This is a genomic window from Roseovarius pelagicus (assembly GCF_025639885.1).
GTDB lineage: Bacteria > Pseudomonadota > Alphaproteobacteria > Rhodobacterales > Rhodobacteraceae > Roseovarius > Roseovarius pelagicus.
Window position 1 is genome coordinate 2,768,933 of record NZ_CP106738.1, and the last position, 12,658, is coordinate 2,781,590.

Here is a 12,658-nt window from a genome sequence, read left to right on the forward strand (position 1 = left end):
AGGAAATGAGACATGGAGATATTTCAAGCAGTGACGATACCGTCGGTGTTGCGGTCGTAAACTATAAAATGCCACGTCTGCACACCAAGGCAGAGGTGCTGGAAAACGCCGAGAAGATCGGCGAAATGATCATCGGTATGAAACAGGGGCTGCCGGGCATGGATCTGGTGATCTTTCCCGAATACAGCACCCAGGGCATCATGTACGATCCCGGCGAGATGATGGAGACGGCCGCCACGATCCCCGGCGACGAGACCGAGATCTTTGCCCGTGCTTGCCGCAAGGCGAACACATGGGGTGTCTTTTCGATTACCGGTGAGCGCCACGAGGAGCATCCAAAGAAGAACCCCTACAACACCCTCATCCTGATGAACAACAAGGGTGAGATCGTGCAGAAGTACCGCAAGATCCTGCCATGGTGTCCGATTGAGGGCTGGTGTCCGGGTGGTGAGACATTTGTCGCCGAAGGCCCCAAAGGCATGAAAGTCAGCCTGATCATCTGCGATGACGGCAACTATCCCGAAATCTGGCGTGATTGCGCGATGAAGGGGGCCGAACTGGTGGTGCGCTGTCAGGGCTATATGTACCCCGCCAAAGAGCAGCAGATCATCATGGCCAAGTCGATGGCGTGGGCCAATAACTGCTACGTGGCCGTTGCCAACGCGGCAGGCTTCGACGGGGTTTACAGCTACTTTGGGCACTCGTCGTTGATCGGTTTTGACGGACGGACGCTGGGCGAATGCGGCACCGAGGAGATGGGCATTCAATACGCGCAATTGTCGGTGTCGCAGATCCGCGATGCGCGGGCGAATGACCAGTCACAGAACCACCTCTTTAAGCTGCTGCACCGTGGTTACACGGGCGTGCATGCGTCTGGTGACGGCGATCTGGGTGTGCCGGACTGTCCGTTCGAGTTCTACCGCAACTGGGTGAACGACGCCGAAAAGACCCGCGAGGACGTGCAGAAGATCACGCGCTCGACGGTCGGCACGGCGCAATGCCCGGTCGGCAATCTGCCGACGGGGGCCAAAGAAAAAGAGGCAGGGTGACGAACAGGCGTCCTGTGATCGGCGCGGCGCATTTTTGTGCCGCGCCACCAAGAATGAATTTCCCGAGGATAATAAATGCCGTTTTTGACTGACCGTTTGCAAGCCACCCAGCGCGAAGAGCAGCTGAAAGGGGCGCTTGCCGATGAGAACACACGCGACATCAGCCATGCCAACGGCAACACCAAGGCGAGTTTCCTCAACTCGCGGTTTTCGTTTGACCTGAGCGTAGTCGAGAGCGAATTGCGCAGCTCGATCATCGGGCAGGACGGTGCCATTGATGAGGTACTGGAAATCCTCAAGGTGGTGCGCGCCGATATTGGTGATCCGCGCAAACCGCTGGCATCGCTGTTGTTCAGTGGCCCCACTGGTGTGGGCAAGACCGAAACCGTTCGCACTGTCGCGCGTGCCCTGTATGGCGACGCGGATGCAATGTGCCGAATCGATATGAACACGCTGGCACAAGAGCACTACGCCGCCTCCTTTACCGGTGCGCCGCCGGGCTATGTCGGTTCCAAGGAAGGGACGACAATTCTGGATCAGGAAAAGATCGAGGGCACGCGCAACCTGCCGGGAATCGTGCTGTTCGACGAATTGGAAAAGGCTAGCAACGAGGTGGTGCTGGCGCTGCTCAACGTGTTTGACAACGGGCTGCTGACGGTTGCCTCTGGCGAGCGGACTTATTCGTTCCGAAATTCGATTATCTTCATGTCGTCGAATCTGGGTGCCCGCGAACTGATGGAGCTGAATGACGGGCGTTCCGGTCTGTTGTCGCTGCTGACCGGGCAGGCCAAGGATCGGCGAACGCGGGCACAAGACATTGTTATGAAATGCCTTCTGGACCGGTTTCCACCCGAATTCGTGAACCGGATCGATCACATTGATACGTTCAATTGGCTGGGTCGGGAGACTATGCCAAACCTTGTCGATGTCGAGTTGGAGCGGCTAAACCGAAGGCTGCGCAAACATGATGTAACCATCACGATCGACGACGGTGTTCGCGAATTCCTTTCAGAAAAAGGATATGATAAGCGTTTTGGCGCGCGCGGGCTGCGGCGAGCCATGCGGCGACATCTGGAATTCCCGTTGGCGACGTTCCTGCTGGAGCCGGCCGACCATACGCGTAAGCGTGAAACCGGCGGGTACATAAAACTGGCAGGGCGCCGGGCCGGTGACGGGGTTGAATTTGAGTATGTTTGAATAAGGATGGCGTAGGTGAAAACGCAGGAGAGCTGGAAAATCGGAATTCTCTTTTCGACGTCGGGCGTGACGTCGATCATTGAGGTGTCGCAGCTCAACGGTACGCTTCTGGCGATCGACGAAATCAACGCGCGCGGCGGGGTTCGGGGGCGTCCCATCGAACCTGTCAGCTATAACCCTGGCTCTGTCGTGTCGAACTATGGCGACATGGCGGAGAAACTGATTGTTGAGGACCGGATCACGGCGCTATTCGGGTGTTACATGTCCTCGTCGCGCAAGGAGGTGTTGCCGGTGGTCGAGCGGCGCAATGCGCTGTTTTTCTATCCCACACTGTATGAGGGGTTCGAGTATTCGCCGAACGTGATCTACGGAGGGGCGACACCCAACCAGAACAGTGTTCCGTTGGCCAATCATCTGATAAACACGTATGGGAAGCGGATATTTTTTGTCGGTTCGGACTATATTTATCCGCGTGAATCAAACCGTGTGATGCGCAATGTACTGCGTCAGGGTGGCGGTGAAGTGCTGGATGAACGTTACTATGGTTTTGACGTTGATGAGGCTGGCCTTGCCGAGGTGGCGCGCGAGATCGTGGCAATGAAACCTGATGCTATTTTCTCGACCGTGGTTGGTCAGATGTGCATTGATTTCTACCGCGCCTATCATGCTGCGGGCGGGGATGGGCGGGTTTGCCCGATTGCCAGCCTGACCACCAACGAGGCCGAGATCGCGGCGATTGGTCCCGAGGCATCTGTCGGTCATATCACGGCAGCTCCTTATTTTCGCAGCATAAATTCACCTGCGAACCGCAAGTTCCTGAAAGCGTACAAGCAGAAATTCGGATCGGTCCGCGATGTTACCAGCTGCTGTGAAGCGGCCTATTGCCAGATGCACATATTTGCCAACGCCCTCGAAGAAGTGGGTGATATGGACACGGATCGGCTGCACGAGGCATTGCTTGGCGCGACGTTCGACGCACCGCAAGGACACATCAAGATCGACCCCGACAATACCCACACATACCTGCAATCGCGCATTGCCCATGTGGATGAATCCGGTGAGTTCGTCATTGAGAACAAGGTGCGCCGCGCCTTGAAGCCAGACCCGTATCTGGTCTATCCGCAAATACATGACTGGAGCTTTAGACCGCAGAAGGTGATCAAATCGACAGAATGATAGATGAGTGATTTCATCCAGAGTTTGCGGGATCTGCATACGTTGGTCGTACACCAGCGAGACCGCAGTGCTGATGACCTCTTGCAACAGATCAACCGGATTGGGTGCAACTTCGAGAACGCGTGGCCTATCCCCGACGTCCTGCAAAAGAAGTTTGATCTGGTCATTCTGGATGTCACTGATCAGAACGCCAGCCGGATCAAATCCTTCCTCAGTAGCAGCGGACATGAGCCACCCACCGTGATCGCGGTAATCGGATATGAAAACCCATCGGCGCTGGATACGATATTCGAGATCGGCGCGCATGCGGTCCTAACCAAACCGGTTCGCGCGGCGAGTGTGTTGAGCAGCATGCTGATGGGGCGGCGCTATTGGGCGGAACAGCTGCGCTTTCAAAAAGACCTGTCAAAGATGCGCGACCGGTTGGGCAATCTGCAAAAGGTCAACGACGCGAAATTCATCCTGATGCGTCATCATGGTATCGACGAACGAGAGGCCTATGCGGTCATCCGAAAACAGGCGATGGCCAAACGCACGACCACGATCGAAATCGCGCAGTCCATCATCAACGCCGACGGAATCCTGCGAAACATTGGTGATGCCTGAGCGTAGGCGTTGGAACAGGATGATGTCGGTCCGATTTTTCCAGAGGATTTCCCGCGGAGAAAGTTAATCCGGACACCAGACAGTTTTGCCTTGTATTCCCCATGTTTGCTTGGATATACCCGCCAGCGGAGACGTGGCCGAGTGGTCGAAGGCGCTCCCCTGCTAAGGGAGTAGGCCCGGAAGGGTCTCGAGGGTTCGAATCCCTTCGTCTCCGCCATACATCAGAGTAAGAAACTGATTTTATTGATTATTTCCCCACACGATTGACACCGCATGCCATACTGCATGCCATTATGAAAGTGTGGAAAACAAGCTGTGCGCTCCGGGCATTCCGCGCCCAGAAAATTGTCGAGCAATTTTCTGTCCCCATCGAACAGCTAAAAACACAGCCACTTGTCTGTGTTTTTACCCGGCAAGCCAGGCCGCTGATCAATGGTCCGCGGAACCTTCCCCTTCGCTTGACCCCGTCAATCTCGCTGGCGCTACTCGCGCCAATTCCCCGCCTCTACGCGGCTGGGAACTGGCCCGATCATCTTGCGACCTTCACGGCGTCAACACCTTCTTTTCTGCCCCCCGAGGTCAGCGACCGCAGCCGCATCACATTACGAAACATCACATCACCCCACGCACTCGATCCGCTGTACCCCGGCGAGGCTGAGCGGAGAGGTGTGCGGTCCTCATCGGACCGGACGGGCAGCGGATCGCGGCGTGCAAGATCGACCGCGGCGTAACCCTCGCGAAGCTCAACGCCCGGTTGGACGGGGCGGAGAAGGCCCGGCCAACCCGGACCCCGGTTCCGGCTAGGGCCACGGGCAAAAAGCCCGTCGCCCTGGCGAAACCTCGGACCCCGAAAAAGACGGATCAGCGCATGAAGGACGTCGCCCGCGTCGGCGCCGAGACCGCAACCCAGCTTATCGGCGTGGCCGTCAAAGCCAACGGGCCGAGCGGAAGACTGATCGGCGCAGGCCGAAAGACCAGCGGTCCCAACCTCACCCGGAAGCACCCCACCCCAAACCGAACGCTCGGACTCTGAGAAAGGAACCATCTCGTGAACGACCAAACCGACCCATTCGAGGTCGTGGCACATAGCGACCGGCCGTCGCCTGATACCCACCCCCACGTCAGCCCCCCGGCAGACGAGCAGGACAACACCCATAACCCAGAAGGCTACGCCGCACTCCGCCGAGAGGTCATGGCCGAGACGCTGGACACCGGCGGCACCGACCCAGACCGCTGGACCCGCTCCGCGCCCTGGTCCGAGCTGGACCATCTCGCACTGGTCCGTGCCGCCACCTGGGTCACACACGCGGACGGCTACGGCGTCGGCATCACGATGATGGAAGCTGACGGCCTCACCTGCCGCAACCCCGACATCATCCGGCGGACTGCCCGGCGGATCGTCCGCCGCCTCTCCGAGATCGTCGCGCCCCCTGAGGCAGACGGGCAGGCCGTCAGCGGATCGGAAGCCCTCTCCGGGATCATGCCTAAGCCGAAATGAAAACAAGAAACCCCGGACCTCGGTCCGGGGTTCTTCAGCCACCTATCCGGCGGCGAACAAAAACCCTGCCGCTGCTTGCATTCTAAGCCACCTTTATTACGGTATCGATCCAAAGAAGGGATTCAATATGAGCGATTTGGTGAGCAGATACATTCCGGCTCCCGTGCGGCGACAACTTCGACAGGAAGCGTTCTTCGGTTGCGCAAAAGTGTGGCTCTCCAATTCTGGAGTATCACCATATTGTTCAGTTCGCTGAGCAAGCACACCATCAGCCCGACCATATGATTGCGCTTTGTCCGACTTGCCATCGGAGCCTTGGCAAAATGCGTCGTGAGCGGTGCTACGCGCTGAAGGCAAATCCGAGGAACAAACTCGAAGGAAAAATTCGAGGTGAGCTTGGAACTGATGCTAAAACCACCTCATTTCTTGTCGGGTCATGCACTTACATAGACACTCCAATTATCTTCTCCTACTATGAAGCGCCGATTATTCGATATTTAATAGAAGACGGGCAGGCCTTACTTGATATTTACATACCAAAAGAGGACATGTGGCCCGATATTCTAGTTCAGCAGAACGACCTAATAGTTAATTCTGGCGACAAATGGGACATTGACTTTCGGACTAATTTTCTTCGGGTCCAGAAAACACACGGAAGCACCTATTTTCAAATCGACCTACGAAAAGAAGTGGCTGAAATTGAAGGACAGTTTTCGATAGGTGGGAAACAATTTAAGTTCAACCCCACCTCCACTAACCTCGGAGGAGCTACGATTGCGGGGGGCACATTTGTTCGCTGCGGCGGCGGCATTGCTTATGGTGACAACAAGCACAAGCTTCATTGGCCCAACTACGGAATGGCGCGCCCAGGAGCGACCTTCGTTCCAATTCAGTGAAGCTTCGCATGTTTTCGTGTTACGTTCCAATCCATGACTGCTTCGGGCTGGAACTGAAGCTATGGAGTGAAACTGGTATACCAGTTTTTTCTATCATTGCTCAGGCAGCGCCGGCTAGCTGAATTATACTTACAAGTCAGGCTGCAAGAACTCCCTCAGCGCCCGCTCTTGTGCGCGATCGAAGGCGGCCAACGTCGGTGACTTCTCTCCGCGCTGACACAGCAGCACCGCATGCTCCCAGACGATTTCCGAACGCAAGTCGTTGAGCCGCCGCTGGTCGCCGTCAGTGGCGACTGAATACGCGTCCGCCATCTTCTGGGCTGCGGCCTCCTGAGCCGCCTTCTGGCGCTTCAGGAAGGCCGCCATCCTATCGCGCAGCCACTCCGCTTTTTCGGCATCGTTGCGAATCTGTTCGAGGCCATGGGCTAGGATACGATCCTCAACCGCCCCCGTGATCGTGAGTTCGCGCATCACCAGTCGCGCCACTTCCTTGCGAACGTCGCGCGGTGCGACCTCTGCCGTCGACCACTCGCCGCCGAAATCGCGGTCCACAATCCGCTCAATGGCCGCATCAATGAATGGGCCTTTGTACTGCCCAACCTGCTCGCTCTCACCAAATATCGCGGTTGCTTGGATTAATGCGCCGATTGAAATTTACACGATGGCCTAGGGTGATCACAAAAAAGATAACTATCTCGCTACCAATCCGAAGGGAAAGGTGCCCGCCCTGAAGTTTGAGGGCGGCGACGTACTGACTGAGGTGGCGGCAATCTTGGTTTGGCCGGGCGCGAAACACGGCTCTGAAGGGTATACCCGCAATACACGCGCGGTGGCGGAAAAGGCCGGAAACTGAGGTCGCGCTGCACGGGAATGCGAGATAGGGGAACCGGGTGTTGCCCGTCGTGTCCGACGCGGTGGAATGCACCGCTTGTCAGCGCGCCATTGTCAAAGTGCGCATGTTTCTTTCACATGGGTTTCGAAGAAATCAGAGAATGCCGCCACCCGCAGCGGCAGTCGGTCATAGGGCGGATAGTAGAGCGTCAACCAGATTTCGGATACCATCCAGTCAGGCAGAATTTCAATCAACTGCCCAGATGCCAGACTATCAGACACAATGAATCTGGGCATCAGCGCGATGCCTTCGCCATTTAGCGCCAGCTTTGCCAGCAGATCGCCGTTGTTTACGCTGATGGTTCCCTCGACCTTGTGACTGCGGTGGGTCGCGCCTTTGGACAACTCCCAAAGTTCTTGCCGGGCGTCTTGCTCGTAACTAAGGCAGGCAAAACCCGCGAGATCGTCGGGGGTTTTTGGTAGTCCCTTTGCTGCAACGTAGTCAGCCGACGCCACCAGAACCCGCGGCACCTTGCAGATTTTGCGCCAGATGGTGGACTTGTCGGTGGGCGGTCCTGACACCCGGATGGCCAGATCGTAATCCTCTTCGACAATATCGACGAAACTGTCTGACAGGTTCACCGCGACATGGGTCTGAGGATGCAGCGTTGCGAATTGCGACAGAACAGTGGGGAGCACTTCTAACCCCAGCGACATGGGCGCAGAGATGCGGATGCGACCTGCAGTCATGCCCTGCGCCTCGCGCGTTTCTTCGACCGCGCGTGCCAGCCCCTGTGCAAGCGGTGCCACTCGCGCGGCATAAAGGGCCCCGGCAGAGGTCATGGATACGCGCCGGGTCGTGCGCACCAAAAGCTGCAAGCTCAGTTTGTCCTCAAGAGCTGCAATCGTGCGCGTGACTGCGGCAGGCGTCATGCCAAGCCGCCTTGCAGCCCCAGAGAAACTTTCCAGTTCGGCCACAGCGAGAAAGACGCGAATAGACTCAAGTTCACCCATTTTGCCATTATTACACTTAGCGCAATAATCAATGCAATATAATGCCTGTTCTGATAAATGATTGGGTGCCTTACGTTGATGGTCAAGCGAGATCAGAAACAAGGAACCCGTCATGCTCACCCAGATCAAAGGCCTGCACCACGTCACGTCGATGGCGTCGGATGCGCAAGAAAATAACGCTTTCTTCACAAAAGTGCTTGGGATGAGGCGGGTCAAGAAGACAGTCAACTTTGATGCGCCGGACGTCTATCATCTGTATTACGGTGATACGATCGGCACGCCGGGTTCCGTTATGACCTATTTCCCGTTCCCGAACATCGTGAAGGGTCGGCGCGGCACAGGCGAGGTGTCGGAGACGGCATTTGCGGTTCCCGAACACACGCTTGAGTACTGGCGCGATCGCCTCTCTTCCGCGGGTGTCAATGCAATTGAAAACGTAGAGCATTTTGGTGAGAAGCGCCTTCGCTTTGCAGGTCCCGATGGTGATGGCTTCGCCTTGGTCGAAGTCGCCGGTGATCCACGCGCACCATATGCAGATGGCCCGGTTCCAGCTGATAAAGGTATCCACGGCTTTCGCGGCGTAACAATGCGTCTCCGCGATGGGGCGGCCACAGCCAAGCTACTTACGTTTATGGGATATCGAGAGATCGACCGGCAAGGTCCGCTGATCCGTATGAGACTAGAGAACGGCAACGGTGCTGACATCATAGATATCGAAGTGCTGCCCGACGCCCAACAGGCCCATGAGGGCGCGGGATCGGTCCACCATGTCGCCTTTGCAGTTGAGAACCGTGAGGTGCAAGCCGAGGTGCGTAAGGCCCTACTGGCGGCGGGCGCGCATGTCACCCCTGTCATTGATCGCGACTACTTCTGGGCGATTTATTTTCGCACCCCCGGTGGTGTTCTCTTCGAGATCGCAACGAATGAGCCGGGCTTTGACCGCGACGAGGAAGCGGCGCATCTCGGCGAGGCTTTGAAATTGCCCGATCAGCACGCACACCTGCGGCCCCGTTTGGAAGAGGCACTGCCTGTGATTGCCGATTGAACCAAATACACCAGTTAATCGTTAACCACCCAACTGACAGGAGAATGAAAAATGACCGTTAAACTCGCAATCGTCTACTATTCCAGCTACGGCACGAACCATCAGATGGCGACTATCGCTGCGGATGCGGCAAAGGCCGCAGGTGCCGACGTGCGTCTTCTTAAAGCGCGTGAGACCGCTCCTGCCGAAGCGGTCAATAGTCAAGACGCGTGGAAAGCCCATGCCGAAGCGACCGCCGACATCCCAGAAGCGACCGCCGAAGACATGGAATGGGCCAATGCTTATCTCATTTCCGCGGGCACCCGTTTCGGTGTAATGGCCAGCCAGATGCGCGCCTTTATCGACACGCTCGGCGGTGTTTGGGGCAAGGGTGGGCTGGCAAACAAGCCGGTATCGGCGATGACTTCTGCCCAAAATACGCACGGCGGCCAAGAGACCACTTTGCAGTCGTTATACACCACTGTGATGCATTGGGGCGGTTTCGTCGTCGCCCCCGGTTACACCGATGAGGTCATCTTTAAGACTGGTGGCAACCCCTATGGCTACAGTCATACGCAGGGCGCGGAATTTACTGACGACGTGAAAGCGGCGATCGGCCATCAGGCACGCCGCCTTGTCGAGATTGCGGATAAGCTAAGCAGGTAAGATGCTTTACTGAGATGCGTCACAGCGGTGCGCGCAGTTACCCAAGAAAGGAGACACTGACATGAGCTATTCCCCTTGCCCCGATCCCGTTCTCGGAGACGCAGATGGCGTCAACGCCATCGAAACTTTGATCGTGCCACGCGCTGTCGATCTGGGCGAAATGGAGGTTCGCCGTGCCTTGCCCTCCACCAAGCGCCAGATGGTCGGGCCGTTCATCTTTTTCGATCAGATGGGTCCTGCAGAATTTCTGACTGATCAAGGCATCGACGTGCGCCCGCATCCCCACATCAACCTTGCTACGCTCACCTATCTTTTCGAGGGCGAGATCCTGCACCGGGACTCGCTTGGAACCGAGCAGACAATTAAGCCCGGCGCAGTCAACTGGATGCGGGCAGGCAAAGGCATTGTCCATTCCGAACGCACTTCGGAAGAAAGGAAAAAGCACGGGCAAAAGCTGTTCGGATTGCAGACTTGGATGGCCCTTCCGGAAGCTCAGGAGGAATCCGCGCCAGAGTTCATCCATTACGGATCGGACGACCTGCCGCTGTTTGACAGCGAGGGTATCAAGGCTCGTATCATCGCCGGTGAAGCGTTCGGAAAGAAATCAAACCTGAGAACAGCTTCGGAAACCCTCTACAGCGATGTCGAGCTGCAGGCTGGGCGCAGCATGCCGATCGACGCCACTTACGAGGAACGTGCACTTTATACGATCTCGGGAGAGATCGAGATCGCCGGTGACCACTTCGAAAAGGGCCAGCTTCTGGTGCTGCGTCCCGGCGATCCGATCACTGTGAGCGCCAAGTCGACAGCACGGTTCATGATCTTTGGCGGCGCGCCGATGGAGGGACCGCGCTATATCTGGTGGAACTTCGTGTCCTCGCGTCCCGAACGCATAGAGGCCGCGAAAGAAGAATGGGCCAAGGGCCGTTTTGACACGGTGCCGGGGGACGAAGCCGATTTCATTCCGCTGCCCGAAGACATCGGCAAACCGCGCCGCGCTGAGGGCGGTGTTCACTATCCATGAAAATCTCTGGACAGGAAAGGACGCGCCCATGACTCAGAACATCCCTGGCCTTCACCACGTCACTGCAATCTCTGGCCCGCCGCAGGGTAACGTCGATTTCTACGTCGGCACCTTGCTGCAGCGGCTGGTCAAACAGACGGTCAATTTCGACGATCCCGGCACCTATCACCTCTATTATGGCAACCAGCGGGCCGAGCCGGGCTCCATCCTGACGTTCTTCCCGTTCGTTGATGCCGGTCCCGGACGAGCGGGGCCGGGCATGGCCAGTGCGGTAGCTTATGCCGTGCCCAAAGACGGGTTGAATGCCTGGATGATGGCGATGGCTGGCGCGGCTGTCGATTTCGACGGCCCGTTTGAGCGGTTTGGAGAGCAGATGATCGCTCTGACGGATCCTGACGGGCTTCGGATTGAACTGATAGAAACGGATCGCGGCACCGGTGCCGTTGCCGTCACCGACGCTGCGCCGGTCGATGACGGTTTTCATTCCGTCACCCTATGGCTGGATAATCCCGACCGCACCGCCCGTCTGCTGACGGATGTGTTCGGCTACAGCAGCACGGGTGAGGCATCGGACGGCGGGGAGAAGCGGTATCGCTTTCTGGCGGAGGGGCATGGGCCCGGTTCAGTCATAGATCTGATCACATCCGATGCAGCGTCCATCGGCAGACAGGGCGCCGGTTCAATCCATCATGTCGCATTTCGTGCGGAAAATGACGATGTCCAGATGGCATGGCAGGAAACCCTGCGCAGCCAAGGATACGATGTGACACCGCAGATTGACCGGCAATATTTCAACGCGATCTATTTCCGCGAACCCGGTGGCGTGCTGTTCGAGATTGCGACCGATCCGCCCGGCTTTGCTACGGATGAGCCGATGGAAACGCTGGGGCAAGAATTGAAGTTGCCAGCGCAATACGAAAGCCAGCGCGACAGGATCGAACGCATTCTGCCATCCATCACCATCCCAAAAAGGAAAGCGATATGACCAGTGATCCACACGGCCACGGGCGTGTTGTTTCTGGTGGTCCGCCACTGTCCCGCGCACGACTGGCGATGATCATGCTGCACGGACGCGGCGGGACACCCGAAGATATTCTGGGACTTGCCCATCATCTGGGATTGCCTGATATCGCCGTGCGCGCGCCCGAGGCAGCAGGCAATTCGTGGTGGCCCGACAGTTTTCTGGCGCCCTTGGCCAACAACGAACCGGGGCTGTCTTCGGCATTGGCCGTGATCGGGAAAATCTCAGAGGAACTCGCGCAGGACGGTTTTGGTCCGGAGCGCACGGTCGTTCTGGGATTTAGCCAAGGTGCCTGTTTGGCGCTGGAATATGCCGCGCGTGCCGGAACGCCCTTTGCCTGCGTGGCTGGCCTATCAGGGGGGCTTGTCGGGACCAAGGACGGGCGTGGCGATCGACAGCAATCGCTCTACGATCAAGTGGAGAAAGAATTCAGATACGAGGGCCAAATGGATGGAACGCCCGTCCTAATGGGGTGTCACGAGCGAGATCCGCACATTCCCTTGGCCCGTGTAAAAGCATCCGAGAAAGTGTTCCGCGATCTGGGCGCAACGGTTACCACGCAAATCTATCTCGGGACGGGCCACGGTATCGTCGAAGACGAAATCAAAGCGCTGCGGAGCATCCTGAATAAATGAACAACTTCGATCAGGAAAATT

At 57.2% G+C, this 12,658-nt stretch carries 13 protein-coding genes, 1 tRNA gene and 2 pseudogenes; 14 read left to right on the forward strand and 2 right to left on the reverse strand.

Annotated features, from left to right (window positions below; genetic code table 11):
• The first annotated feature begins 5 nt into the window (after nucleotides 1-5).
• The 8 genes and pseudogenes from N7U68_RS14765 to N7U68_RS14795 all read left to right on the forward strand — a co-directional run bounded on the left by N7U68_RS14765 (nucleotide 6) and on the right by N7U68_RS14795 (nucleotide 6,422).
• Entirely contained in the window at nucleotides 6-1,049 is a 1,044-nt protein-coding gene (locus tag N7U68_RS14765) for an aliphatic amidase (protein WP_165194356.1), read from the forward strand.
• A gap of 75 nt (nucleotides 1,050-1,124) precedes the next feature.
• Nucleotides 1,125-2,246: an AAA family ATPase gene (locus tag N7U68_RS14770; RefSeq protein ID WP_263047301.1), complete on the forward strand. Its 1,122-nt coding sequence runs from the start codon at nucleotides 1,125-1,127 to the stop codon at nucleotides 2,244-2,246.
• A 15-nt stretch (nucleotides 2,247-2,261) separates the two neighbouring features.
• On the forward strand, nucleotides 2,262-3,422 hold the full coding sequence (locus N7U68_RS14775) for a transporter substrate-binding domain-containing protein (protein ID WP_165194353.1): 1,161 nt from the start codon (nucleotides 2,262-2,264) through the stop codon (nucleotides 3,420-3,422).
• 3 nt (nucleotides 3,423-3,425) lie between these two features.
• The gene (locus tag N7U68_RS14780; protein WP_165194351.1) at nucleotides 3,426-4,028 is read left to right on the forward strand and encodes an ANTAR domain-containing response regulator; all 603 of its coding nucleotides are present in this window, start codon (nucleotides 3,426-3,428) and stop codon (nucleotides 4,026-4,028) included.
• Between the two features lie 127 nt (nucleotides 4,029-4,155).
• Nucleotides 4,156-4,245: transfer RNA gene (locus N7U68_RS14785), tRNA-Ser, on the forward strand.
• An 831-nt stretch (nucleotides 4,246-5,076) separates the two neighbouring features.
• Nucleotides 5,077-5,526, forward strand: coding sequence for a hypothetical protein (locus N7U68_RS14790; protein ID WP_263047302.1), 450 nt, complete (start codon nucleotides 5,077-5,079; stop codon nucleotides 5,524-5,526).
• 215 nt (nucleotides 5,527-5,741) lie between these two features.
• Nucleotides 5,742-5,834: pseudogene (locus N7U68_RS21075) on the forward strand (HNH endonuclease); the annotation flags it as partial.
• Nucleotides 5,835-5,849: 15 nt separating this feature from the next.
• Nucleotides 5,850-6,422, forward strand: a complete 573-nt coding sequence (locus N7U68_RS14795; RefSeq protein ID WP_263047303.1) for a hypothetical protein — start codon at nucleotides 5,850-5,852, stop codon at nucleotides 6,420-6,422.
• Between the two features lie 129 nt (nucleotides 6,423-6,551).
• Here the strand turns inward: N7U68_RS14795 and N7U68_RS14800 are convergent, their stop codons facing one another.
• Nucleotides 6,552-6,974, reverse strand: coding sequence for a hypothetical protein (locus N7U68_RS14800; RefSeq protein ID WP_263047304.1), 423 nt, complete (start codon nucleotides 6,972-6,974; stop codon nucleotides 6,552-6,554).
• Nucleotides 6,975-7,107: 133 nt separating this feature from the next.
• On the opposite strand from N7U68_RS14800, the pseudogene N7U68_RS14805 reads away from it, so the two are divergent.
• Nucleotides 7,108-7,275: pseudogene (locus tag N7U68_RS14805) on the forward strand (glutathione S-transferase N-terminal domain-containing protein); the annotation flags it as partial.
• Nucleotides 7,276-7,367: 92 nt separating this feature from the next.
• On the opposite strand, the gene N7U68_RS14810 reads toward N7U68_RS14805, so the two are convergent.
• On the reverse strand, nucleotides 7,368-8,267 hold the full coding sequence (locus N7U68_RS14810) for a LysR family transcriptional regulator (RefSeq protein ID WP_263047305.1): 900 nt from the start codon (nucleotides 8,265-8,267) through the stop codon (nucleotides 7,368-7,370).
• Between the two features lie 112 nt (nucleotides 8,268-8,379).
• Between N7U68_RS14810 and N7U68_RS14815 the strand changes: the two genes are divergently transcribed.
• From N7U68_RS14815 to N7U68_RS14835, 5 genes are all read left to right on the forward strand, one after another.
• Complete coding sequence (locus tag N7U68_RS14815; protein WP_263047306.1) at nucleotides 8,380-9,312, forward strand: VOC family protein; 933 nt, start codon at nucleotides 8,380-8,382, stop codon at nucleotides 9,310-9,312.
• Between the two features lie 51 nt (nucleotides 9,313-9,363).
• Nucleotides 9,364-9,957, forward strand: coding sequence for an NAD(P)H-dependent oxidoreductase (locus tag N7U68_RS14820; RefSeq protein WP_263047307.1), 594 nt, complete (start codon nucleotides 9,364-9,366; stop codon nucleotides 9,955-9,957).
• A gap of 61 nt (nucleotides 9,958-10,018) precedes the next feature.
• Entirely contained in the window at nucleotides 10,019-10,981 is a 963-nt protein-coding gene (locus N7U68_RS14825; RefSeq protein WP_263047308.1) for a pirin family protein, read from the forward strand.
• Nucleotides 10,982-11,009: 28 nt separating this feature from the next.
• Nucleotides 11,010-11,966 carry a ring-cleaving dioxygenase gene (locus N7U68_RS14830; RefSeq protein ID WP_263047309.1) on the forward strand — a complete coding sequence of 319 codons (957 nt, stop codon included), beginning with the start codon at nucleotides 11,010-11,012 and terminating at the stop codon, nucleotides 11,964-11,966.
• Complete coding sequence (locus N7U68_RS14835; protein ID WP_263047310.1) at nucleotides 11,963-12,637, forward strand: alpha/beta hydrolase; 675 nt, start codon at nucleotides 11,963-11,965, stop codon at nucleotides 12,635-12,637. Before N7U68_RS14830 ends, N7U68_RS14835 begins: the two co-directional genes overlap by 4 nt.
• The last annotated feature ends 21 nt before the right edge of the window (nucleotides 12,638-12,658 follow it).

Coding starts and splice junctions, on each gene's coding strand:
- N7U68_RS14810 (WP_263047305.1), bottom strand. CDS start 8,267: ATGGGTGAACTTGAGTCTATTCGCGTCTTTCTCGCTGTGGCCGAACTG.
- N7U68_RS14835 (WP_263047310.1), top strand. CDS start 11,963: ATGACCAGTGATCCACACGGCCACGGGCGTGTTGTTTCTGGTGGTCCG.
- N7U68_RS14825 (WP_263047308.1), top strand. CDS start 10,019: ATGAGCTATTCCCCTTGCCCCGATCCCGTTCTCGGAGACGCAGATGGC.
- N7U68_RS14765 (WP_165194356.1), top strand. CDS start 6: ATGAGACATGGAGATATTTCAAGCAGTGACGATACCGTCGGTGTTGCG.
- N7U68_RS14820 (WP_263047307.1), top strand. CDS start 9,364: ATGACCGTTAAACTCGCAATCGTCTACTATTCCAGCTACGGCACGAAC.
- N7U68_RS14770 (WP_263047301.1), top strand. CDS start 1,125: ATGCCGTTTTTGACTGACCGTTTGCAAGCCACCCAGCGCGAAGAGCAG.
- N7U68_RS14830 (WP_263047309.1), top strand. CDS start 11,010: ATGACTCAGAACATCCCTGGCCTTCACCACGTCACTGCAATCTCTGGC.
- N7U68_RS14795 (WP_263047303.1), top strand. CDS start 5,850: ATGCGTCGTGAGCGGTGCTACGCGCTGAAGGCAAATCCGAGGAACAAA.
- N7U68_RS14780 (WP_165194351.1), top strand. CDS start 3,426: ATGAGTGATTTCATCCAGAGTTTGCGGGATCTGCATACGTTGGTCGTA.
- N7U68_RS14815 (WP_263047306.1), top strand. CDS start 8,380: ATGCTCACCCAGATCAAAGGCCTGCACCACGTCACGTCGATGGCGTCG.